This window comes from Pseudomonas sp. TE3911, assembly GCF_054062775.1.
In genome coordinates, this window is sequence record NZ_JBSSFP010000001.1 from 431252 (window position 1) to 452426 (window position 21175).

The 21175-nt window shown below is 60.4% G+C and carries 22 protein-coding genes and 1 pseudogene; 8 read left to right on the forward strand and 15 right to left on the reverse strand.

Features of this window, described 5'->3' with window-relative positions:
- Positions 1 to 12: 12 nt before the first annotated feature.
- The 3 genes from ACVWXD_RS02035 to ACVWXD_RS02045 form a co-directional block, all read right to left on the reverse strand.
- Positions 13 to 1212, reverse strand: coding sequence for a hypothetical protein (locus tag ACVWXD_RS02035; protein ID WP_457370625.1), 1200 nt, complete (start codon positions 1210 to 1212; stop codon positions 13 to 15).
- 168 nt (positions 1213 to 1380) lie between these two features.
- Positions 1381 to 1893, reverse strand: coding sequence for a GNAT family N-acetyltransferase (locus ACVWXD_RS02040; protein ID WP_457370626.1), 513 nt, complete (start codon positions 1891 to 1893; stop codon positions 1381 to 1383).
- 124 nt (positions 1894 to 2017) lie between these two features.
- Positions 2018 to 2875 (reverse strand): LysR family transcriptional regulator, encoded by an 858-nt coding sequence (locus ACVWXD_RS02045; protein ID WP_122763772.1) that lies wholly within the window; start codon positions 2873 to 2875, stop codon positions 2018 to 2020.
- Between the two features lie 88 nt (positions 2876 to 2963).
- Here ACVWXD_RS02045 and ACVWXD_RS02050 point away from each other — a divergent pair, with 88 nt between their 5' ends.
- Positions 2964 to 3476, forward strand: coding sequence for a multidrug/biocide efflux PACE transporter (locus ACVWXD_RS02050; protein WP_032891040.1), 513 nt, complete (start codon positions 2964 to 2966; stop codon positions 3474 to 3476).
- Here ACVWXD_RS02050 and ACVWXD_RS02055 read toward each other — a convergent pair.
- A complete protein-coding gene (locus tag ACVWXD_RS02055) occupies positions 3375 to 4133 on the reverse strand; it encodes an SDR family NAD(P)-dependent oxidoreductase (RefSeq protein WP_032891041.1) in 759 nt (252 codons plus the stop codon). The two genes, ACVWXD_RS02050 and ACVWXD_RS02055, sit on opposite strands and share 102 nt — an antisense overlap.
- Before the next feature lie 108 nt (positions 4134 to 4241).
- Between ACVWXD_RS02055 and ACVWXD_RS02060 the strand changes: the two genes are divergently transcribed.
- Positions 4242 to 5138 carry a LysR family transcriptional regulator gene (locus ACVWXD_RS02060; protein ID WP_032891043.1) on the forward strand — a complete coding sequence of 299 codons (897 nt, stop codon included), beginning with the start codon at positions 4242 to 4244 and terminating at the stop codon, positions 5136 to 5138.
- Here ACVWXD_RS02060 and ACVWXD_RS02065 read toward each other — a convergent pair.
- On the reverse strand, positions 5135 to 6052 hold the full coding sequence (locus ACVWXD_RS02065) for a LysR family transcriptional regulator (RefSeq protein WP_032891044.1): 918 nt from the start codon (positions 6050 to 6052) through the stop codon (positions 5135 to 5137). The genes ACVWXD_RS02060 and ACVWXD_RS02065 overlap by 4 nt on opposite strands.
- Before the next feature lie 105 nt (positions 6053 to 6157).
- Between ACVWXD_RS02065 and ACVWXD_RS02070 the strand changes: the two genes are divergently transcribed.
- From ACVWXD_RS02070 to ACVWXD_RS02080, 3 genes are read left to right on the forward strand one after another with little or no spacing between them, the layout of a single operon-like run.
- Entirely contained in the window at positions 6158 to 6913 is a 756-nt protein-coding gene (locus ACVWXD_RS02070) for a 5-oxoprolinase subunit PxpA (protein ID WP_122756156.1), read from the forward strand.
- 59 nt (positions 6914 to 6972) lie between these two features.
- Positions 6973 to 7851, forward strand: coding sequence for a 5-oxoprolinase subunit B family protein (locus tag ACVWXD_RS02075; protein ID WP_260367620.1), 879 nt, complete (start codon positions 6973 to 6975; stop codon positions 7849 to 7851).
- Positions 7848 to 8822, forward strand: coding sequence for a 5-oxoprolinase subunit C family protein (locus ACVWXD_RS02080; protein WP_260367622.1), 975 nt, complete (start codon positions 7848 to 7850; stop codon positions 8820 to 8822). Before ACVWXD_RS02075 ends, ACVWXD_RS02080 begins: the two co-directional genes overlap by 4 nt.
- A gap of 63 nt (positions 8823 to 8885) precedes the next feature.
- On the opposite strand, the gene ACVWXD_RS02085 is transcribed toward ACVWXD_RS02080, so the two are convergent.
- Together ACVWXD_RS02085 and ACVWXD_RS02090 are read right to left on the reverse strand one after the other, a co-directional pair.
- Positions 8886 to 10502 carry an inorganic phosphate transporter gene (locus ACVWXD_RS02085; protein WP_032891052.1) on the reverse strand — a complete coding sequence of 539 codons (1617 nt, stop codon included), beginning with the start codon at positions 10500 to 10502 and terminating at the stop codon, positions 8886 to 8888.
- A 264-nt stretch (positions 10503 to 10766) separates the two neighbouring features.
- Positions 10767 to 11786: a transporter gene (locus tag ACVWXD_RS02090; RefSeq protein ID WP_032891053.1), complete on the reverse strand. Its 1020-nt coding sequence runs from the start codon at positions 11784 to 11786 to the stop codon at positions 10767 to 10769.
- 260 nt (positions 11787 to 12046) lie between these two features.
- Between ACVWXD_RS02090 and ACVWXD_RS02095 the strand changes: the two genes are divergently transcribed.
- Complete coding sequence (locus ACVWXD_RS02095; protein ID WP_032891055.1) at positions 12047 to 13675, forward strand: methyl-accepting chemotaxis protein; 1629 nt, start codon at positions 12047 to 12049, stop codon at positions 13673 to 13675.
- Here ACVWXD_RS02095 and ACVWXD_RS02100 read toward each other — a convergent pair whose 3' ends face one another.
- The 3 genes from ACVWXD_RS02100 to ACVWXD_RS02110 all read right to left on the reverse strand — a co-directional run bounded on the left by ACVWXD_RS02100 (position 13676) and on the right by ACVWXD_RS02110 (position 16567).
- A complete protein-coding gene (locus ACVWXD_RS02100; RefSeq protein WP_099602799.1) occupies positions 13676 to 14848 on the reverse strand; it encodes a GAF domain-containing sensor histidine kinase in 1173 nt (390 codons plus the stop codon).
- A 181-nt stretch (positions 14849 to 15029) separates the two neighbouring features.
- Positions 15030 to 15344, reverse strand: coding sequence for a PepSY domain-containing protein (locus ACVWXD_RS02105; RefSeq protein ID WP_122753094.1), 315 nt, complete (start codon positions 15342 to 15344; stop codon positions 15030 to 15032).
- A 95-nt stretch (positions 15345 to 15439) separates the two neighbouring features.
- Complete coding sequence (locus ACVWXD_RS02110; RefSeq protein WP_032891060.1) at positions 15440 to 16567, reverse strand: glycerophosphodiester phosphodiesterase family protein; 1128 nt, start codon at positions 16565 to 16567, stop codon at positions 15440 to 15442.
- 232 nt (positions 16568 to 16799) lie between these two features.
- On the opposite strand from ACVWXD_RS02110, the gene ACVWXD_RS02115 reads away from it, so the two are divergent.
- Positions 16800 to 17123 carry a DUF2025 family protein gene (locus tag ACVWXD_RS02115; protein WP_032891062.1) on the forward strand — a complete coding sequence of 108 codons (324 nt, stop codon included), beginning with the start codon at positions 16800 to 16802 and terminating at the stop codon, positions 17121 to 17123.
- Here ACVWXD_RS02115 and ACVWXD_RS02120 read toward each other — a convergent pair.
- Positions 17120 to 17443, reverse strand: coding sequence for an antibiotic biosynthesis monooxygenase family protein (locus tag ACVWXD_RS02120; protein WP_179179962.1), 324 nt, complete (start codon positions 17441 to 17443; stop codon positions 17120 to 17122). The two genes, ACVWXD_RS02115 and ACVWXD_RS02120, sit on opposite strands and share 4 nt — an antisense overlap.
- Positions 17440 to 18141, reverse strand: coding sequence for a CTP synthase C-terminal region-related (seleno)protein (locus tag ACVWXD_RS02125; RefSeq protein WP_457370627.1), 702 nt, complete (start codon positions 18139 to 18141; stop codon positions 17440 to 17442). Before ACVWXD_RS02125 ends, ACVWXD_RS02120 begins: the two co-directional genes overlap by 4 nt.
- An 80-nt stretch (positions 18142 to 18221) precedes the next feature.
- On the opposite strand from ACVWXD_RS02125, the gene ACVWXD_RS02130 reads away from it, so the two are divergent.
- Positions 18222 to 19106, forward strand: coding sequence for a LysR family transcriptional regulator (locus tag ACVWXD_RS02130; RefSeq protein ID WP_457371572.1), 885 nt, complete (start codon positions 18222 to 18224; stop codon positions 19104 to 19106).
- On the opposite strand, the gene ACVWXD_RS02135 is transcribed toward ACVWXD_RS02130, so the two are convergent.
- The 3 genes and pseudogenes from ACVWXD_RS02135 to ACVWXD_RS02145 all read right to left on the reverse strand — a co-directional run.
- Positions 19103 to 19621: a DUF1003 domain-containing protein gene (locus ACVWXD_RS02135; protein ID WP_457370628.1), complete on the reverse strand. Its 519-nt coding sequence runs from the start codon at positions 19619 to 19621 to the stop codon at positions 19103 to 19105. The two genes, ACVWXD_RS02130 and ACVWXD_RS02135, sit on opposite strands and share 4 nt — an antisense overlap.
- Positions 19622 to 19705: 84 nt before the next feature.
- Entirely contained in the window at positions 19706 to 20287 is a 582-nt protein-coding gene (locus ACVWXD_RS02140) for a methyl-accepting chemotaxis protein (protein ID WP_457371573.1), read from the reverse strand.
- A gap of 18 nt (positions 20288 to 20305) precedes the next feature.
- Positions 20306 to 21112 (reverse strand): annotated as a pseudogene (locus tag ACVWXD_RS02145) (PAS domain-containing protein); the annotation flags it as partial.
- Positions 21113 to 21175 lie beyond the last annotated feature (63 nt).

Below are 21175 nucleotides of genomic sequence, written 5' to 3' on the forward strand. Positions count from 1 at the left end.
CAGTCGCGTGTGTCAACGGCTGAGCAGCCGCCCGATGAAGGACGCGTTGCCGCCGAGCGTGCCACTGCTTTGCAGGCGCTCTTCCTCCAAAACGCGCTCGAGTTTGTCGATATAGGAAGGCTGCGGCCTTGATTGCGTGTCGTTCCAGGCTATTGCGACGCCTTGATCGCCAAAGTCGGCGTCCAATTGGCCGGTCACGGTGTGTCTGAGCAGCTTGACCAGATTTCCGCTGTCATTACGCGCCAACGCGACAATCTTCCCATCGTTCTGGACCGTTACACTGGCATAGTTGCCATGGTTGGTTTCGGTTTCCAACGGCTGTCCTGCGTTGAACGACGTGTCCAGTTGACCGTTGGCAAGCAGGCTGGCAACGAAGTTCATTTGATGTGGGAGTTTGTGGCTGTCGCCGACCACCGCAATGCCGCCGACAACGGCAATGCGCCCCTCTGGGCCGCTCGCCAGCACAGTAACCTGTTCGTCGTGATTGCCCGAAAGCGGCAAATGGACAAGTCCGTTGTTGCCAAATCCTGTGTTCAGTTCCCCTTTGTTCGTATACCCGCTGAGGTGGGCTTTGCCATTGCTGGTACCCGCCAGTACAAAACCCTGCGCTGTCGTCAAGACCGCACTCAGGAGAACACCATGGACTTCAAGTGGCCCGTTGTTTCCGAAGTTGATAAATCGGCCACTTTCGTCGAGCTGGTAAACGAAACTTTTGGTGCCGTCATTGAATACAACGATGATGTTGCCATCACCCTGCACCGCAAGACCGGCCTTGCTGGTTTCACCGAGATTGATCGCTTGATTCAGCACAACTTGACCGTTAGTGCCAAACGACTTATCTACGTCGCCGTTATCGACCCGGAATCGTGTGACAAACGCCGCTTCACCGTCAGTATTTGCCGCTAGCAGCAGGGGTTTGTTATCCGGCTGAATCAGCATGTCGACAAGGACGTCGCGGTCTTCAGCCGGCGTGAGCCAGAACCCGAAGTTGATATCCTCCTCTCCGGTCGGTGTGTGTTTGGTGAGACCGATGAAGTGATTGTTCTGGTAAGTAAACAGGCCCGCTGTAAGGGTCGAGCCATTACTGAGGGCGCGGGAAATCCCCACCGTATTTCTGTAGATCACAGTGCCGTTCTTGGGGGTTGCGTTACCAAACGAAAGATCCGCGCTTCCTGCGGTGTTTACTGCAGTACTGCTCGATGAAGTCTTCATGGAATGTCTCCGCACTGGACGTAAAACGTTTCCACTCCTGCTCGTCATATTCCGTGAGCGACAACCTTGGCGTTACAGTAAAAGGCATCGAGGTGCGTGCGTATAGCTGTGAGATCTGACAGTAGGCAACGGGGGCTAAAGCCTGCGCCGACTGCCGTATCACTTTCGCTAGGTAAGGTGTGTCAAAGACGCTCCACCCAACATCAGACTCAACCTGCGTTCATACCCCACCCGCGCCTTGTACGCCTCGCCGATATCCAACCAGCCCGCTTGCAGATATAACCCCATCGCCGCCACATTGGCGCTGTCCACCGACAGTTCCAGTGCCTCGATTTGTGGCCATTCCTGGCGCGCTGCCGCCGGCAATGCCTGCAAACACGCCTTGCCGAACCCTCGCCCTTGCTGGTGCCGATCCACCTGGAACGCATGCAGCGTGGCGCTGTGTGCATCGGCCCAATGGGGCAGGCAAGGCGGGCGTTTGAGCAAGAGGAAGGCCACCGGAATGTCATCGGCCAGCAGGGCGAACCCTTTGACGCCTGGGCTCGGTTTGGCCAGCAGCGAATTGAGCGCGCAATACATATCGCCGCAAAACGGCAGTTGTTCGGGATGAACTTCGATGGCGCTGGCTTGCTGTCGTTGCACAGCAGTGAGCGCTTCGTAGGCGACAAGGCGGGTTTGCATCGGAACGTCCGAACGGCTGCAAGGAAGCGCGCAGTCTAGCGGGTTTGAGGGCGACACAGTGCTTAGTGATAAGCGGGCTGGCCCTGAGCGAGGCGCGCCAATTCACCACATACTCTGAGCCTGATCACTCATCCAGCATCTGCGCCAGCATCCAGCTGCCCGCCGGTCCCGGTGGATACTGCCGCGACCACAGCGCATCCACCGCTACCAGTCGCGGCCAACCGCGCACTGGGAGTTCCACCAGCCCAGTGTTGCCAAAGCGTTCCACCAGCCAACGCGGCAGCTCGGCCCAACCGAAACCGAGCTGGGCCATTTCCATCAGCATCAGAAAACTCGGCGCCGACCAAACGCGGCCGCTGGGGCGGGTTTCATTCGGGTTGATGATGCTCGCCAGCCGAAGTTCGCGGTGTTGCTGTAAGCACTGCACGTCGATGTTCGGCAGCGTGGCCAACGGATGCTCGGGCGCGACGAACAGCGCGATTTCCGTGCGTTCAGCCACGGGCGCGCGGCTGAGGTCGGGTGGGTAATGCGCCTGGGCTTCGACAAATGCGATCTGCGCACGACCGCTCTGCACCAGCGCGATCAAGTCTTCGCACTCGGCGATCAGCCATTCCAGTTCAAGGTCCGGGTAACGCTGCTCGAAGGCCTTGAGCGCGAGTTCGAAGCGCTCAGATTGATAGGTATCGGACATGGCAATCGTGACTTTCGGCTCCAATCCCATGGCCAACTGACTCGCGGCCAGCGACAGGCGACTGCTGGCTTCCAGGACTTGCTCGGCGCGTTGCAGCAACACCAGGCCGGCGGGCGTGAGCGTCGGCTTGCGGCTGCTGCGATCAAACAGCACAACATCCAAGTCAATCTCCAGGCTGGCTACCGCCGCGCTGACGGTGGACTGGCTCTTGCCCAGTTTGCGCGCCGCCGCCGAAAACGAGCCTTGTGTGGCCGCCTGCACAAACGCCTGCAGCACTTCATTAGAGGCCATGACTATCGCCTTGATCGATGGTTATTGGTTATGAAGTATCGATTCAAAGGGTAATGATGGCAACCGTCGTCACTCTCGGAGACGGGTCATGAACCCTACCAAATCCATCACTGAACGCGTTTGCCAGGCTGTTGGTTTCGAAGCCCTGGCGTTGTTGATCTGCACCCCTTTGTTGGCGTGGATCATGGACAAACCCGCCCTGGAAATGGGCATGGTCACCCTGGCGATCAGCCTGATGGCGCTGACCTGGAACGTGATCTTCAACGGCCTGTTCGACCGACTCAAGGCACGCCTGCAACTGGCCAACAATGGCTGGACCCGTGTGTTGCACGCGCTCATGTTTGAAGGTGGCTTGATTTTGGTGTGCGTACCGCTGATTGCGGCGTGGCTGAATATCAGCCTGATGCAGGCATTTATCCTCGACATAGGTGTATTGCTGTTCTTCCTGCCGTACACCTATGTGTATCACTGGGGCTATGACGTACTGCGCGACAAGCTCCTACAGAAACATTCCGCCCGACGCCTCGATGCGCTGGCCGGTGATCCAGTGGCTGCCGTCGGCCAGCAGGCTGGCAATCGCTCCACCGATATCGTCCGGTAAGCCGGCGCGGCCCAGGGCGGTGTTGCTCGCGACCATGGCATTGAGGTTGGCGTTGTCGCGTACAGCGCCGCCGCCGAAGTCAGTTTCGATCGCGCCAGGGGCCAGGATGTTGACGCTGATCCCGCGCCCACCCAGCTCTTTGGCCTGGTAGCGGGTCAGCACTTCCATGGCGCCTTTCATCGCCGCGTAGGCGGCATAGCCCGGCAGGCTGAAACGCGCCAGGCCGCTGGAGACGTTGAGGATGCGGCCGCCGTCGCGGATCAACGGCAACAGCTTCTGCGTCAGGAAAAACGGACCCTTGAATTGGATCGCCACCAGTTGGTCGAACTGGGCTTCGGTGGTCTCGGCAAAACTGGCGTGAATGCCGATCCCGGCGTTGTTGATCAGAAAGTCGATGTGATCCTGTGCGAAAACATCCTTGAGCACGCCGGCCACGTCGCCGACAAAACCTTCGAATGTTGCGCTTTGGCTCACATCCAATTGCAGCATGGCGGCGCGGCCACCCAATTGTTCGATCTCGGCCACCAATGCCTGCGCCTCGTCGGCCTTGCTGTGATAGGTGCCGATGATGTCTACGCCTTGCGCCGCCAGGTGCAACGCAGCGTTTTTACCCAAACCACGGCTGGCGCCGGTGATCAATGCGATTTTGCGGGTCATGGTGCAGTCCTCTTCAGATGTGAACGTGGGACTGAGTGTATTTGTCCGCTGCTAACGTGATAAACAGGGCCACACCGGAATCACTGGCCGGATAAGGCGAACAATCCCATGAACAAACTTGAGTTGCTGCGCACCTTCGTGCGGGTCACCGAACTGTCGAGTTTTACCCAGGCGGGCGAGAGTCTGGGGCTGCCGCGTTCCACGGTGTCCGAGCATGTGCAGGCGCTGGAAGAACTGCTCGGCGCGCGTCTGTTGCAGCGCACCACACGCAAAGTGCAGGCGACCCAGGACGGGCGCGTGTTGTACGAGCGCAGCAAGGACCTGCTCGCGCATATGGAGGAACTCGAAGGGCTGTTTCGCCAGGACGAAGCGCAACTGAGCGGGCGCATCCGCGTCGACATGCCTAACGTGATGGCGCGGGAACTGATCCTGCCGCGCTTGTCGCAGTTCATGGACGCGCACCCGTTGATCGAGTTGGAGATCAGTTGCACCGACCGCCAGGTCGACCTGCTCGCCGAAGGCTTCGACTGCGTACTGCGCGTCGGCGCCCAGCCGGACCACAGCGTGGTCGCACGCGTGCTGTGCCGCATGCCGATGATCAACTGCGCGAGCGCGGGTTACGTGCAACGTTACGGCGTGCCCGCGACCTTGGCCGATCTGGCGCAGCATCAATTGGTGCATTACGTGCGGCCGTTGGGTTCACGCTCGGCCGGTTTCGAGTATCAGCAAGGCAACAAGGTGCAGCGCATCCCCATGGCCGGGCGGGTGACGGTCAACAGCACGGATGCGTATCGCGTGGCGTGCCTGGGCGGTTTTGGCATTACTCAGGTGCCGGCCTTGGGTATTCGTGACTTGCTCGCCAGTGGCGAGTTGGTGGCCCTGCTCCCGGACTACCCGGCGCCGCCGCTGGATGTGTCCTTGCTCTACGCGGGCCAGCGGCATTTGCCGTTGCGGGTGCGCGTGTTCATGGACTGGCTGGCGGCCACCCTGCAAGCCCATCTTTAACGGCGCGCCGACAGTTGCTGCGGCGCCAGGAACGCGTCGTGAAAGTAATCCCGGAACGCCTGCATCGCCGGGGTAAATGCCCGCTCGCGGTGCCAGGCCAGTCCGACGCTCATGGGCGTGACCGGGTCGGTGACGGTCAGGGTTTCGATGCGCTTGCCTTCCAGTGACCACGGGCGGTGCACCAAGTCCGACAGAATCGCCACGCCGCTGCCATTGGCGACCATGCTGCGTACTGCCTCCACCGAACTGGTGCGCAGTCGCACCTTAGGCGTTTGCCCGGCCTGTTCCCAATAGCGCATGGCGCTGTGTTCGGCTTCATCGACGGTCAGCAGGATGTAGGGCTCCTGCGCGACATCCGCCAGGCTCACGGCGCCGCGCTCGCACAATGGGTGATGGCTGGGCAGCCACAGGCGACGTTCCGAGTTGAACAGAATCTCGGAAACGATCGCCGGGTGAGTCAGGTTGGCGGTGAGCACCACGGCCATGTCGAACTGGCCGTCGAGCAGACCTTGTTCGATCGCCTGGCGTTCCTGCTCGAAGACCTCGATGGTCACGTCCGGATGCCAATGCTCCATGCGCTGCAAGTGATGGGGCAGGAAGTAACCAAGCACAGTGTAACTGGCCGCTACCCGCAGGACGCCGCTGGCGCGGTAGTCGGGCAATGGACTGTTCAGCGCATCGTCCACGCTGCGCACAATCACATAGGCTCGGTTGAGAAAGTGCCGCCCGGCATCGGTCAAGTTCATGCCTTGGGCCGAGCGCACAAACAGTTGCACGCCGAGCATCGCCTCCAACTCCTTGATCGCCGTGGTCACCGCCGACTGCGAGATGTTCAGGTGGATCGCTGCCTGAGAAATCTGGCCGATCTCAGCGGTGGCGACGAAGTAGCGGATTTGGCGCAAGGTCAGCGACATGAGCGATATCTGTTTTTCAGAAGATAGGGCATCTGATAATAGATCTTCCCAAGGGGTCAAGGCGCAGCCTACTTTTCCAACATCATTTCTGGCGGAGCGACCCCGATGCAGGCAGTGGATTTCAATTCGGACATGGGCGAAGGTTTCGGCCCCTGGACCATCGGTGATGGCGTCGACGCGGAGCTGATGGCCTACATCAGCTCGGCCAATATCGCCACCGGCTTCCACGCCGGCGACCCCGGCACCATGCGCCGCACCGTAGAACGCGCCAAGCAACTGGGCGTGGCCATCGGCGCCCATCCCGGCTTTCGTGATCTGGTCGGCTTTGGCCGTCGGCATATCAACGCACCGGCCCAGGAACTGGTGGACGATATGCTCTACCAACTCGGTGCCCTGCGGGAAATCGCCCGCGCCCAAGGCATGACGCTGCAACATATCAAGCCTCACGGCGCGCTCTACATGCACTTGGCCCGTGACGAAGAAGCGGCCCGGCTGCTGGTGCAAAACCTGCAACTCATCGAACCGACGCTGTTGCTGTACTGCATGCCCAACTCGGTGATCTGGCGGGTGGCCAAGGAGTTGGGGCAACCGGTGGTCCGGGAATTTTATGCCGATCGTGAGTACGATCTGACGGGCTCCATCGTGTTTACTCGCACTGTTCGCGCGCTTGATCCTGCAACGGTGGCGGCACGTGTCCTGCGGGCTTGTCAGACGGGGTTGGTGCGCACCGTAGAAGGCGAAGACCTGTTTATCGAATTCGATTCCATCTGCCTGCACAGCGACACTCCCGGCGCCCTGGAACTGGTGGAAGCCACCCGCGAAGCCTTGGACCAGGCGGGTATCACGGTCAAAACACCCTAATAAGATCGACCCCTTACTTTTTTGCCTGCCTTTCCATAACCATTCCAAGAGGAAGCGACATGGCTGAAACGACCCCCATCCGCTACAGCTTCGGCGGTGACGAACACCTGTTTGCCGAGGTCAGCGACAGCATGTCGTTGGAGGCCTTTTTCAAGGGCATGGCGGTGACTCGAGTGGTGGAGCGCCTGGCGCTGGAAGGCGTGCTGGATGTGTGCCTGGCCAATGCCTCGTTCCAGATCCGCTTCGACCCCGACCGCATCGCGCCCCATGTGTTGCTCGACGCCGTGCAAAGCGCCGAAGCCCAGGCCGTGGCCGAACGCACCTTGCGCACGCGCATCATCGAAATCCCGGTGCTGTACAACGACCCCTGGACCCATGAAACCCTGATGCGTTTTCGCGATCGCCATCAAGACCCCAGCGGCACCGACCTGGAGTACGCCGCGCGCATCAATGGTCTGGCGGATGTGGACGCGTTTATCGCCGCTCACAGCGGCGCGCCGTGGTTTGTGTCGATGGTCGGGTTTGTCGCGGGTCTGCCGTTCATGTTCCAAATGGTCGAGCGTGAGCGGCAGTTGCAGGTGCCCAAATACCTGCGCCCGCGCACCGACACGCCCAAACTCACCCTCGGCCATGGTGGCTGCTTTGGGTGTATCTACTCGGTGCGCGGCGCTGGCGGTTACCAAATGTTCGGCGTGACCCCGGCGCCGATCTACGACCCGGCGCAGCAGTTGGTCTACCTCAAGGAGCACATGGTGTTCTTTCGCCCCGGTGACATCGTGCAGTTCAAACCCATAGAACGTGATGCCTACGACCTGGCCGTCGCCGAGGTGGACGCAGGACGTTTCGACCTGCGCATCCGCCCGGTGGAATTTTCCCTCGACGCCTTTCTGGCCGACCCGGTGGGCTATCCGAAAACCCTGCAGGAGGCGCTGGCATGATCAAAGTCCTCAAACCCGGCCTCGCCACCTCTGTGCAGGACCTTGGCCGCGAAGGTTATTACCACTTGGGCATTCCGCCGTCGGGGGCGCTGGACCAATACGCGCTGAGCGCGGCCAACCATCTGGTGGGCAATCCGGTCGGTGCGGCGGGCCTGGAATGCACCTTGATCGGGCCTGAATTGGAATTCCAACAGGATGCGTTGGTGGCACTCAGCGGCGCGCTCATGTCGCCGCGCCTTGACGGTGAAGTGGTGCATCAGGACACCGCGTTCCAGGTGCGTGCCGGGCAGGTGCTGCGTTTCGAATTCCCCAAGGCCGGCGCACGGACTTACCTGGCGGTGGCCGGCGGCATTGATGTGCCCGTGGTGCTCGGCAGTCGCTCCACTTACACCCTGGGCGCGCTTGGTGGGTTTAAAGGTCGGCGCTTGCAGGAGGGTGATGAATTGCACATCGGTGAGCTCTGCGGGCAGGGGCGGGCGGGCAACAGTTTGCCCATGGCCTTGCGCCGGTCGGTAGGGGGCGATATCACCCTGCGTGTGGTGCCTGGCCTGTATTACGAGCGCCTGACCGATGCCGCCAAAAGCAGTTTTTTTGCCGAACCGTGGACCGTGGGTTCCGAAGCGGACCGCATCGGCTATCGCTTCAAGGGCGGTAGCGCGTTGAGCTTTGAACCACGGGAACAGCCGTTTGGCGCGGGCTCGGATCCGTCGAATATTGTCGACAGTTGCTACCCCATCGGTTCGATCCAGGTACCGGCGGGGCTGGAGCCGATTGTGTTGCATCGAGATGCAGTGTCGGGCGGAGGTTACGCGATGATCGGCACGGTGATCAGTGCCGATCTGGATTTGATCGGGCAAATGCAGCCCAACCAGCGCGCGGGTTTTGTGGCGGTGACGCTGGAGGAGGCCCTTGAGGCGCGGCGGGTGTACAAGAAGCGGCTCAAGGCCATGACGGGACTTTTCAACAACTGACACAACACACATCCAACTGTGGGAGGGGGCAAACCCCCTCCCACAGTTTCAATCTATGTTGTGTCAGAAAAGTTGGGTGAACAGCCAGTAGAGGCTGCCAGACAGAAGAATCGCCGCCGGCAACGTCAGCACCCACGCCATCAGCAAATTGCGGATCGTCCGCATCTGCAACCCAGCACCATTGGCCACCATGGTCCCCGCCACACCGGATGACAGCACATGGGTTGTCGACACCGGCAACCCATACATATCTGCGGCCCCGATGGTCAGCATCGCCACTGTTTCCGCCGCCCCACCTTGGGCGTAGGTCATGTGGGTCTTGCCGATTTTCTCGCCCACCGTGACCACGATGCGCTTCCAGCCGACCATGGTGCCCAGGCCAAGCGCAATGGCCACCGCGATCTTCACCCAAAGCGGAATAAAGCGCGTGGCGTTGTCGATCTGTTGCTTGAACAGCTGCAGTTTGTCTTGGGTGTCGGCGTCGAAATTGCCGACCTTGCCCTTGTCCATCAGGCGAATGGTTTCGCTGGTCAGGTACATGTCGTTACGCACGTTGCCGACCGCCTCGGCGGGGACTTTGGCCAGGGAGCCGTAGCCTTTGACTTCTTCGCCGATATGCCCGGTGAGCGCGGCGAGGGCCGGCACCAGGTCCGGTGTGGCTTGCTTGGTGCGCACGTAGGTCGACAGGACGGGGCGAGGGTCGCCGGGCAATGCCTGCGCCGTGGTTTTCATCAGGGCGGCCTGGGTCACTTCGGCCACCGCCGCGAACTGCAAAGACTGCTCGGCGGGCATGGTGCGGTTCAACGCATAGGCCATGGGCAATGTGCCGACCAGAATCAGCATGATCAGGCCCATGCCTTTCTGCCCATCGTTGGAGCCGTGGGCGAACGACACGCCGGTGCAGGTGGCGATCAACATGCCACGAATCCACCACGGCGGCGGAGTGTTGCCTTTGGGCGCCTTGTACAGCGATCGGTTCTTCACAAAGGCGCGCATGGCCAGCAGCAACAAGGCTGCAAACGCAAAGCCGATCAAGGGGGACAGTAGCAACGCATAACCAATCTTGGTCGCCTGGGCCCAATCTACCCCGCTGGTACCGTCACGTCCGTGCATCAAGGCATTCGCCACGCCGACGCCGATGATCGAGCCGATCAGCGTATGGGAGGACGAGGCCGGTAAACCCAGCCACCAGGTGCCGAGGTTCCACAGGATCGCAGCGATCAGCAGGGCGAAGATCATCGCGAAACCGGCCGATGAGCCCACCTGCAAAATCAGCTCCACCGGCAGCAGGGCGATGATGCCAAACGCCACCGCGCCGCTGGAGAGCAGCACGCCGAGGAAGTTGAAAAAGCCCGACCACACCACCGCGAAATGCGGTGGCAGCGAGTTGGTGTAGATCACCGTCGCGACGGCGTTGGCGGTGTCGTGGAAACCGTTGACGAACTCGAAGCCCAGAGCGATCAACAACGCGACGCCCAGCAGCAGGAACGGCGTCCAGGTGGTGACCACCGTGCCCAGTTCGTGCATGTCATGCATCAGGCTGTAGGCGGTGAACAACAGTCCCATGGCGAGGACGGCGAAGAAAATGATCACGGTCACCAGGCCAGGTTTCTTGTCCAGGCGCGGTTTTGAATCGACGGAAGATGAGTGCGTGGAGGCAGTCAGGGAAGGGGTGGCCATGCCGGAGCATCCAGGTGATGAAGGATGTCGTTCATAGTCATTGCAGAATGTTACAACGGTGCTGCCGCAGGTCAGTGTTTGGTCAATCAGGCACGCCATTAGTCTGTCTTGCAGCGCACACAGCCGCGAAACTCATAGGCACCACCGATCCCTGTGGGAGATGTCGAGCTTCAGCGAGGCTTCGATAGCGGCGGCAGGGCTGGCAGAGGTGTTGGCTGACACACTCTCATCGGGAGCAAGCCCCCTCCCACAGCGGATCTCATTTCAATTTGAAAATCTGCGAAACGCCCAACGCCCGGCAATCAAGGTAAAGGTCGCGACCAGCGCCACCAAAATCCAGAAGCCTTCCGGGTCTTGTGAAAGCGGCACGCCGCCGACGTTCATGCCAAAAAAACCGGCGATGATGTTGATCGGCAGTGCCAGCACCGTCACCACCGTAAGGGTGAACAGTGTGCGGCTGCTTTGCTCGTTGAGGTTGGCGGCGATCTCTTCCTGCAACAGTTTGATGCGTTCGCCCAGAGCCGTCAGGTCGTTGATGATCAGCGCAAACTCTTCGGTGGATTTGCGCAACTCCTTCACGTCTTCCTTTTGCAGCCATTGCGGCGGTCGGTTGAGCAGGCGCAGCAACGAGCCCGGCTCCAACGCCAGCAAGCGTTGCAGGCGCACCAGCACCCGGCGCGCGGCACCCAGTTCGGCGCGGTTGGTGGACAGGCGCGAGGACAGTAATTGGTCTTCGATATGGTCGACGCTGATGCTGGTCTTGCGCACGATCTGCGTCAGCACTTCGCCCTGGTCGCGCAGCAAATGCACCAACAGTTCCAGTGGCGAGCGAAAGTGTTCTCCGGCCTTTACCGACGAGCGCAACTTGTCCACCGAGTGCAACGGTTGCAGCCGCGCGCTGATCAACAGGCGGCTGCGAGCGCATACCCACAGCGTGGAAATATCCGACGAGACCATGCTGCTGAAGTTGAACACCACGTCGTTGACCACCGCCAGCAAGGCCGAGTCGACGTGTTCGATGCGGGTGGAGCGCGAGCCCTCGTGAAGGGCCTCGAAAAACTCTTCAGGCAGTTCCAGGTGCGCCTGCATCCAGCGCTCGCAGGCGGCGTGGGCAAGGTTCAGGTGCAGCCACAAGAACTCCTCCGGGTCCTGCGGTTGCTTCAATGCCGCCAGGGCGGTAGCCGAGTCAATCTGCTCCCCCTTAACACCTGGGCGAAAACGAAAACCGTAAAGCAAGCCAAACAGATCGGAGTCCTGATGGCTGTGATCGATGCTGTGATTCATGGAGGCTCGCAGAGAAAAGGCCTGTAGGACATTTCACAGGTCGCGTGGCGAATAATTACAGGGTTATTTGACAGTTTTATGACAGTCGTTGGTTTATTTCGCATTCGTGACATTTTATTGACCATTTGTCCGAATCCCTTCAAGAAGGCTCTATTCCGGCCGATTCAGCTCATTAACAACCGTTAGGGATGTGCGGTGTCTTTGTCGACAGGGAGGTCAAGGCGTGCACACGCCACTTACCTGTATCGAGGCTTTCCCCGATGAATGTTTTGCGAACCTCCTTGAGAGCACAAATCCTGTCGCTGCTCGGTGGCAGCTTGCTGGCGATATTGTTGATCGCCCTGGCCTGTTTCAACTTCCTCTCCAACGGGGTGCAGAGTTATCGCAGTTTGATTGACGGGCCGTTGCTCACTTCGCAATTGATCGACGAAGCCAACCTGCAGTTCAAGGTGCAGGTGCAGGAATGGAAAAACGTGCTGCTGCGCGGCAAGCAGCCTCAGGATATGGAGAAATATTGGGGCCAGTTCCAGGACCGCCAGCGCGATGTGCAAAGTATCCTCGCTCGCCTGGTCACCCAGACCAGCAGCGACGCGCCGTTGAGCCGACGCATCGAAACCCTGCGCCTGGAGCACCAGCAACTGGGCGTTGCCTATCAGAAGGGACGTGATGCCTATATGGCGGCGGGTGGTGATGCAACCGTCGGCGATACGGCAGTCAAAGGCGTAGACCGCGCCGCCAGTGAGCAGATGAGCGCTCTGGTCAGCGACCTGCGTGCCCAAGGCAGCCAGCAATCTCAGGCCATCAGTGCCTACGCCGAGCGCACCGTGCTGGTGGGGCTGGCGATTATGTTGCTGTCTGGTGTGCTGATCGGCCTGTTCAGCCTGTGGCTGATCAACCGCAACCTGATCCTGCCGATTCGTGGCTTGATCGACTACGTCACGCAACTCAGCCACGGCCGCTTTGCCGAGCGCGTGGCCAGCCGTCGCCAGGATGAACTGGGCCACCTGGCCGCCGCCGCGAATACGCTGCGCGACTTCCTCGCTGAAACCTTCAGCCGCTTGCAGCGCAGCGCCACCGACTTGGTCAGCGCCAGCGGCGAGTTGAACTCGATTGCCGGCCTGATGGCTACCGGCACCCAAGAACAATTCAACCGTACCGACCAAGTGGCCACGGCCATGACCGAAATGTCGGCCACCGCCCAGGAAGTCGCACGCCACGCTGCCAGTGCCTCGCGCGCGGCCGACGAGGCAGATCACTCGGCCCGCGAAGGCGGTGAAGTGATGAAGGTCACCATCGCTACCATCGGCCAGATGCGCACGGAAATCCTCAACACCGGCACCATCATCCGACGCCTGGAAGCTGACAGCGTACGCATCGGCAAAGTGTTGGAAGTGATTCGCGGCATCGCCGAGCAAACCAACCTGCTGGCGCTCAACGCCGCTATCGAGGCGGCGCGGGCGGGCGAGGCGGGGCGTGGTTTTGCAGTCGTCGCCGATGAAGTCCGCAGCCTGGCGCAACGCACGGCCGCGTCGATCATCGAGATCAACCAGATTATTCAGGCGGTGCAGACCGGCGCGATCGATGCGGCCGAGGCGATCGTCAGCGGCCAGTCGTGCAGTGATGACAGCGTGGAAAAAGTCAGCCAGGCCGGCGCCATGCTCGACCACATCACTCAGGCGGTGGAAGCGATCCGCGACATGAACCGCCAGATCGCCACCGCGGCTGAGGAGCAGACGTCGGTCGCCGAGGACATCTCGCGCAATATCACCCAGATCACCACCGTGGCCACGGCCAACCTCGACAACGTGCAACGCACCGAAGCCGCGAGCCACAATCTGCGCGGTTTGTCCGGTGAGTTGAATGAGGTGACGGCGCGCCTGGGCGCCTGATCAGCCGGTTGGCAGGCTGAAGCTAAACATCGTGCCGTGCTCCGCGGTGGTGGACACTTTGAGTTCACCGCCATGAGCTTCGGCAATCTGCTTGACGATATACAACCCCAGGCCCAGGCCGGCCTGGGGCGTGTTCGTCGCTGGGCGTGAGTAAGGCTCAAAGAGCCGGGGCAAGGCTTGCGCGCTTATCTGGCCGGCGTTTTTCACTGACAGGTGGAAATGGTCGTCCTCAACCTGCGCGCGCACCTCCACCGGGCCGTCATGGCTGCCATGGTGAATGGCATTGGCCACCAGATTAGAGAGCAACTGCGCCAAGCGGTCTCGGTCGCCACTGACCCCTTGCAGATCACCGATATCCGCACGAATCTCGCGCTGCGGGTGCACGCTCTGCACTTCCGATACCACATGCTGCAACGCCGCCTGTAACCCTTGGCAGTCGCCGATGTTGAGTGGGATGCCGCTGCCCATGCGGCCCCTGGCGAAATCCAGCACGTCTTCCACTAACTGCGCGGCGCGTCGGCCGCTGGTGAGAATGTGCCGCACGAGGGTATCGGTGGCGGGGTCCGGGTATTTACGCAGCAGTCGTTCGGCACCGAAGTTAATTGCAAACAACGGGTTGCGCAGGTCATGGCCGAGCACGGCGATAAATTGCTCACGCAGTTCGGCGGTACTGCGTTCTTCCTGCAATTGCGCTTGTGTTTGCTGCGCGGCTTCTTCGGCTTCGATCTGCAATGACAACACCCGCGCAAACGATTCCATGGTCGATCGGATCGTGCTGCTGCGCAGCATGGCGGGATTGGGGTCCAAGGCGCAGATCGTGCCGAAGAAGCGCCCGTCGGTGCGGAATACCGGCACCGAAATGTAGCTTTCGAAGTGGTACAGGCGCGGTGTGTGGTGGTCGTGGTAGACCGGGTCTTCGCTGGCCTTGTCGATCACCACGGAGATATGGGAACCGCGAATCTCGTGGCAAATGGTGGTGGTCAGGTCCAACTCGCCTCCGACGCCGAGGCCGAATCCCAGGCGGTCGAGTACGGCGCAGGCGGTCCAGGTTTCGTCGGTCACCCGCGCAACGGCGGCAAAGCGCAGGCCAGTCATGTCGCTGATCACTTGGAGCATTGCGGGAACGGCACTGATTCGGCCAATGGTGGCAATGTCGACGGCTTTTTGCTCCATGACGTGTTCTCGGTGTGCTGTGCGATGGCGTAATGCCCTGGCTGATGCGGGGAAGTCTAACGACCTTGAATTGAGTCGGGGGAATTTGATTCATCGCGACGGCGCTTTTTCCAGGCATTACTGACGAGCGCCCATAAAAAAACCGCGCCACCCGAAGGTGGCGCGGTTTTGAGGATTCAACTCAGGTGTCTTGCTTGTTTTCCAGCACGGCACCGGTCTTGGCGTCGAGCTTGACTTCAAACTTCTTGCCAGCGGTGTCGGTCAGGTCTACTTCGTAGACATATTGATCGGCTACACCGTGTTTGTTGTCCAGTTCGGTGTCGGTAATTGTCGCGCCAGGGTGAGTGGCTACGGCCGCGGCGTTGAGCTTGTCAAAAGGCATCACTGCGCCGGATTTGACCAGGCCTTCAATATGATCCGGACGAACATCCGCTTGGGCCAGGCCGGCAGTCAGCGTCAGGGCAGTTGCGGCGAACAAAGTGGTCAAAGTTTTCATGGTGTATGTCCTTCTTTGGTGAGCTGTTTAAGTGGCGCCAGATTAACTGGCGCAACTTAATTCATCCTTAATGGCGCACTGACACCAACTATGCCTCAGTACTTATAGTCGTTGAGCAAATCCTGCACGCTGGACGACGGCCAGCGCTTGTAGAACTTCAGCAGCTCGGCGGCGCGGTTGGTGAAGATGCCGTCGACGCCGGCTTTCATCACTTTCTCGAAATCCACTGGCTCATCCACGGTGTAGACATGCACCAGCAGACCTTTGTCGTGGGTCAGCTTGTTCATTTCAGGCTTCACCAGGTCCGAATAGCTCTGGTCGCCGTGGTCGGTCAGCTCGGCGGATGGGCCGGTGCCGATAGCGCCGAGGCTCTTGGCTTCGTCGACCCATTTTTCGAACTCGGCGGCGTCTTTCGGTTCTTGCTTGGCGTAGTAGGCGGCCTTGGTCGGCTCGCCGGATTCGGCGAAGGTCTGCTTGGATTTCGGCTCGATGCTGCCTTCACCCACCCACAACAGCAGGATCTTCGGGGTGTTCGGCATTTCTTTCTGCAGCTCTTTGAGGCTGGCGGTCTCGAAGGTTTGCAGCACTACGCGGCCCTTGCCCTGGCCGACGCCGGTGTTGCTCTTGCCCAGCTTGGAGCCGGCGGAGCTCAACCAGCCTTTATCCAACAGCTTGTTTTTGAGGTCGGCTTCGATGCCCGGGAACTGCTTGGGCTCCTTGGTCTCGATGTACAGGCCGGGTTTGTGCTGCGGATTGCCTTCAGCGATCTTGATGATGTCGTCCAGGCTCAGGATCTTCAGACCGACGAAGCCTGGACGCGCGCGGTCCGGGTAGGCGGCGTTGAACCAACTGCCGGCATCGAGGCTTTGCAGTTCCTTCCAAGTGAATTCGTTGGCCGGCGCGTCTTTGCGCTCGGGAAACTTGGTGGCCACATCGGTGGTGCGCTGCAGGTTGTTGTCGTGCAGGGCGAACAACACGCCGTCCTTGCTGCGCTGCAGGTCCAGTTCCAGGTAGTCGGCACCCAGGTCGCGCGCAACTTTGTAGGCGGCGGCGGTGGATTCCGGAGCGTCGTAGGAGGCGCCTCGGTGAGCGATCACGGCAGGGTGGGGAATGCCTTCGTTGGTTGCCAATTCAGCCGGGCTGATCGGGTCGGCAGCCTGCGCCTGGCCAAGGCCGAGCATCAGGGCCAGCAGCAGGGCGCTCTTGGTAAACGTGACAGGCATATGCGAAGTCCTTTCGTGGAGGTAGCTTTTAGAAGGCCTCCTTTTTAACAATTGATTGCGAAAGGCGCTATCACCAAACCGACATTAACGTGCGCACCGGTCAATTTTCTCGGTTTTTTTGCCAGGCATTGCAGTACTCTTGACCGCAGCCGCCCCGCTAGAGGGCAGTACTTTCCGCCACGCGTGTAAACCATCTTTCCAGTCCCTGTGGGACTTTTCAGTGAGGTTTACCATGCGCATCACTTCCGAGCTTATCTGCCAGGCCGCCGACCAACTCCACGGATTTGTGGGCCTTAATCGCAAGACTGGCCAGTACATCGTACGTTTCAGCGAAGACTCCTTCGGCATGGACGTGGCCGATGACGGGATCATTCCTACCGCCGAATTTGTCTGGCTGCCCGCCCCCGAGCAGACCATGACCCTATCGCGTGAACGCATTCAGTTGCTGCTGGACCAAAACATCGATGACCGCATCAACATTACTGAGCCGCTGCGCGTGTATATGCGTCGGGTTGAGATTCCACAGATCAGTGCGTTGCGCAGTCTTGTGAGCTAGTTCGCTTCAAAACCGTAGGCCCGCTCCACCTTGCACACCCGTGTCTGAAATGCCGAGTACCAGGTGGCGCGGCCCAGCTCACGCACGTTCCGGTGCTCGGCCTGCTGCTTCCACGCCAGGATTGCCGCTTCGCTGCTCCAGTACGACACGGTAATCCCCAGGCCATCTTCCCGCGCCGATTCCACGCCCAGAAAACCAGGTTGCTGCCGTGCCAGTTCCAGCATGTGTGCGGCGGCCTCGCCGTAGCCGTGATCGCCCTCGGTGCGCAGTGAGCTGAAAATCACTGCGTAGTAGGGCGGGGTGGGTGTCTTGGCGATCATGCCGATTGCTCCTGGCACGCCTTGAGCAGGGCGATCGCCAGGGGCGGCGCGATGCCCTTGAGCGCCGCGCGTTCGGGCTGGAACAGAGTGGCGACGAAGAACGGATGGCCGAGCAATTCCACTGCTCGCAGGTCCCCTGCGCAGTCGTGGCCGGTGGCGATCAGGTCGCCCTCCAGCAACGCGCTGGCGAATTCGGGGTTCACCCCGTAACGGCAACGATAACCTTCTTCAAGATCAAGGGTGCCGTAGGCCTCGGCGATGCGCGTGTAGGGCATTAAACGTACGGTGTCGGTCGCCTCCACCAGCGCGCAGGTCAAGGGTGTGATCAAGGCGCGTTTTGCGTCAGGAGCCACTTCACCGTGTTCGGCGTCGGCCCAACCCAGCGCGTTACGGGCATATTCCAGCAATGCATGTTGAAAACCACCGCAGGTGCCGAGCAACGGTCGGCGCTGCTCGCGGGCAAAGCGGATCGCCCGGAGTGCGCCATCGGCATCCCGGTAAGGGGTGGCGGGTACACACCAGAAACCGTCGAAATCGTGCAGGGATTCAGGCAGGGTGTCGGTGTCGAGCCAGTGCACATCAACAGTCATGCCCAGCGTATCGGCCGCCCGTTGCAGGGCCACGGGAATGGCTTGGTGCGCGGTGACGTGCGGGTTGTAATCGCCAATTAGCGCGAGGCGTAAGGGGGTGGTTTTCATCGTGTGCGTTCCATGGCTTGTTGTGGGCTGAGGCGCACTATAGATTGGCGTTCACGCAATCAATATTGGCGTTTGCCCATATGCTCAATGCACCGACGCACTATTCAATTGACTACCCTGACCTTTCGCTGATCCTTGCACTTGTGCGCGGTGGCTCCCTGGCGCGGGCGGCAGCGTTGTTGCGGGTGGATGTGTCCACGGTGTTTCGAGCGATACGACGCTTGGAGGCGGCACTGGGCCAGACACTGTTTGAAAAAAGCCGCGCCGGCTACCTGCCCACCAGCCTGGCCAACAACTTGGCGCAGCAGGCTGAACGCGCCGAACTGGCCCTCGAAGCGGCGCGCATCGGGGTGGAGCAGGGGGGCGAGGTGATCAGCGGCACAGTGCGCCTGACCTGTACCGATTCGGTGCTGCAAGGTCTGTTGCTGCCAGCATTGGCGCAGTTCATGCCGGACTACCCTGCGCTGATCCTGGAACTGAGCACCTCCAATGATTTCGCCAACCTCAGCCGCCGCGATGCAGATATCGCCCTACGCCTGACCAAGACTCCGCCTGAGCATCTCGTAGGACGTTGCCTCGGCACCGTGTCGTACCAAGTCTACGCAAGCGCCGACTATGCCCGCCGTCATGCAGGCCGTGAACTGGCCGACCTGACCTGGATCGCGCCGGATGACTGCCTGCCCGATCATCCCACCGTCGCCTGGCGCCGCGAACACTTGCCTGGAATTCGGCCCAGCTATCGCTGCAACAGCATGTTGTCGGTGACCGAATTGGTACGGGCGGGAATGGGTGTGGCGGCGTTGCCGGACTTTCTGCTTGATGAGGGTCTGCAACCACTGGGCCCTGCATTGGCAGGGTATGACACGGCGCTGTGGTTGCTCACACGTCCCGATTGCCGGGCATTGCGCTCGGTGGTCACGTTGTTTGATGAGTTGGGACAGCATGTACGGTTGCCGGATCGTTAGGTTTTTCGTACGAAGTGCTCATGCATTTCGCACGTCAGGCTTTCGATATGCTCGGTCAGTTGCTTGGTCATCTCCGTCAGTCGGGTGTTTTGCTCCAGCAATTCCAGCAGCTGTTTGGTGGTCTGCGCGGCCTGGGCCTGGCGTTCGGTATTGGCAGTGGCCAAGGCTTCGCGATGCTGTGCGTCGGCGTCTGACTGCGCCTTGTCTCGCGCAGCCTGGCGAGTCTGGGCCAACAGGATCAGCGGCGCGGCATAGGCCGATTGCAGGCTGAACGCCAGGTTGAGCAGGATGAACGGGTACACGTCGAAGTGAGTGATGCCGGTCGCATTCAGAACCACCCACAGCACCACAATCGCGGTTTGCGCGCCTAGGAAGGTCGGGGTGCCGAAGAAACGGGCGAAGGCTTCGGCCTTCAGCGCGAAGGTATCGTTACCGAAAGTCGGCGCCAGGTGAGCGTGGGGGCGGTGGAAACGCAGGTGGTCAATAGGTGCGGTTTCAGGCTTCTCTGAGGTCATGGCGGGCTCGGGTCATCACGGTTAAGACGTTGGTTCACTATAGTCCTGGCGACCTGTCTTACACATGAATAACCCAAATCCTACTTAGTGGCGGACACGGTCATTGGCAAACGCACTCACCGCCTGTAATGCCTCGTTAGTGCCTTGGCGTATTTGCAGGATCACGGTCCCGGCGCGGTTGGCCAAGTCCACGCCCTGGGCTGCACGGTCGCGGGTACCGTCCATACTGTCGATGGCTTGGCGCGTTTCGTTCTGGATCATTGCGATCATGCTGGAAATTTCCGCCGTCGAACGGCTTGTGCGTGCGGCCAGTTGCCGAACTTCATCGGCCACCACGGCAAACCCACGCCCTTGCTCACCCGCGCGCGCCGCCTCGATGGCCGCGTTGAGCGCCAACAGGTTGGTCTGGTTGGCGATGCCGCCAATGGTGTTGACGATGGCGGTGATCTGCTGCGAACGCTCACCCAGCTTGGCGATCAGTTGCGAAGAACCGTCGATGTCTGAGGCAATTTCGCGCATGCCGTTGGCACTTTGCTGAATCACTTCGGCGCCTTTTTCCGCGATGTCCTGGGTGTTCAGGGAAATGTGATACGCCTGAGACGCGCTCGCCGCATCGGCAGCATGTTGCTCCACCTTGGCGGTCACGTCCGAGGCAAATTTCACCACTTTGCACAGGCGCCCGCTGGCGTCATATACCGGGTTGTAGTTGGCTTCAAGCCACACCGTCCGGCCGTTCTTATCCACGCGTTCGAATTGGCCGCTGAACAGCTCACCTTGGTTGAGGCGCTTCCAGAACTCGGTGTAGGCCGAACTGTTGGCCAGCTCCGCAGAACAGAACAGGCGATGATGCTTGCCCTGGATTTGCGCGAGGCTATAGCCCATGCGCTGCAGGAAGTTAGCGTTGGCCGTGATGATGGTGCCGTCGAGGTTGAACTCGATCACCGCCATGGCCCGGTCGATCGCCTCCAATTTGGCGCTGGCTTCGCTCTCGGCTTGCAGGCGCGGGGTCACGTCCAAGGCGAACTTAACCACCTTTATCACGTGCCCTGCCTCATCACGGACTGGGTTGTAGCTGGCTTCCAGCCACACCGATTCCCCATTGCTCGCCTGGCGTTCGAACGTTCCGGACTGAAATTGGCCATTGCGCAGGTTCGACCACAACTGGTGATACTCGGTGCTGCGGGCGAACGCCGGTGTGCAGAACATTCGATGGGGCTTGCCCACAACTTGCTCTGCGCGATAGCCCATGGTGTTAAGGAAATTGTCATTGGCCCGCAGTACATTGCCTTGCGGATCGAATTCGATCACCGCCATGGAGCGCTCGATGGCATCCAGCATGCTGGCCTGGTGGGAAACTGTGTTTTGCAGGGCGTTGATGGTTTTTTTATGGGTGTTGAATAGCATGGTGGCGGCTCGGGCAGGCAGCGTCTGAGTTTTCCATGTATAGGCGCCTGCCCCGTACGGCGCTCGGCCTACGGTTGACGTGCTCATTGTCGGCTTCCTGCTGCCGACAGAGGGAGGTGGAACAAGGGATTCAGAGTGATCAGATTGCCA

Bases quoted from the DNA above. Each gene is read 5' to 3' on its own strand.
- ACVWXD_RS02035 (WP_457370625.1), bottom strand. From the start codon at position 1,212: ATGAAGACTTCATCGAGCAGTACTGCAGTAAACACCGCAGGAAGCGCG.
- ACVWXD_RS02040 (WP_457370626.1), bottom strand. From the start codon at position 1,893: ATGCAAACCCGCCTTGTCGCCTACGAAGCGCTCACTGCTGTGCAACGA.
- ACVWXD_RS02045 (WP_122763772.1), bottom strand. From the start codon at position 2,875: ATGGCCTCTAATGAAGTGCTGCAGGCGTTTGTGCAGGCGGCCACACAA.
- ACVWXD_RS02050 (WP_032891040.1), top strand. From the start codon at position 2,964: ATGAACCCTACCAAATCCATCACTGAACGCGTTTGCCAGGCTGTTGGT.
- ACVWXD_RS02055 (WP_032891041.1), bottom strand. From the start codon at position 4,133: ATGACCCGCAAAATCGCATTGATCACCGGCGCCAGCCGTGGTTTGGGT.
- ACVWXD_RS02060 (WP_032891043.1), top strand. From the start codon at position 4,242: ATGAACAAACTTGAGTTGCTGCGCACCTTCGTGCGGGTCACCGAACTG.
- ACVWXD_RS02065 (WP_032891044.1), bottom strand. From the start codon at position 6,052: ATGTCGCTGACCTTGCGCCAAATCCGCTACTTCGTCGCCACCGCTGAG.
- ACVWXD_RS02070 (WP_122756156.1), top strand. From the start codon at position 6,158: ATGCAGGCAGTGGATTTCAATTCGGACATGGGCGAAGGTTTCGGCCCC.
- ACVWXD_RS02075 (WP_260367620.1), top strand. From the start codon at position 6,973: ATGGCTGAAACGACCCCCATCCGCTACAGCTTCGGCGGTGACGAACAC.
- ACVWXD_RS02080 (WP_260367622.1), top strand. From the start codon at position 7,848: ATGATCAAAGTCCTCAAACCCGGCCTCGCCACCTCTGTGCAGGACCTT.
- ACVWXD_RS02085 (WP_032891052.1), bottom strand. From the start codon at position 10,502: ATGGCCACCCCTTCCCTGACTGCCTCCACGCACTCATCTTCCGTCGAT.
- ACVWXD_RS02090 (WP_032891053.1), bottom strand. From the start codon at position 11,786: ATGAATCACAGCATCGATCACAGCCATCAGGACTCCGATCTGTTTGGC.
- ACVWXD_RS02095 (WP_032891055.1), top strand. From the start codon at position 12,047: ATGAATGTTTTGCGAACCTCCTTGAGAGCACAAATCCTGTCGCTGCTC.
- ACVWXD_RS02100 (WP_099602799.1), bottom strand. From the start codon at position 14,848: ATGGAGCAAAAAGCCGTCGACATTGCCACCATTGGCCGAATCAGTGCC.
- ACVWXD_RS02105 (WP_122753094.1), bottom strand. From the start codon at position 15,344: ATGAAAACTTTGACCACTTTGTTCGCCGCAACTGCCCTGACGCTGACT.
- ACVWXD_RS02110 (WP_032891060.1), bottom strand. From the start codon at position 16,567: ATGCCTGTCACGTTTACCAAGAGCGCCCTGCTGCTGGCCCTGATGCTC.
- ACVWXD_RS02115 (WP_032891062.1), top strand. From the start codon at position 16,800: ATGCGCATCACTTCCGAGCTTATCTGCCAGGCCGCCGACCAACTCCAC.
- ACVWXD_RS02120 (WP_179179962.1), bottom strand. From the start codon at position 17,443: ATGATCGCCAAGACACCCACCCCGCCCTACTACGCAGTGATTTTCAGC.
- ACVWXD_RS02125 (WP_457370627.1), bottom strand. From the start codon at position 18,141: ATGAAAACCACCCCCTTACGCCTCGCGCTAATTGGCGATTACAACCCG.
- ACVWXD_RS02130 (WP_457371572.1), top strand. From the start codon at position 18,222: ATGCTCAATGCACCGACGCACTATTCAATTGACTACCCTGACCTTTCG.
- ACVWXD_RS02135 (WP_457370628.1), bottom strand. From the start codon at position 19,621: ATGACCTCAGAGAAGCCTGAAACCGCACCTATTGACCACCTGCGTTTC.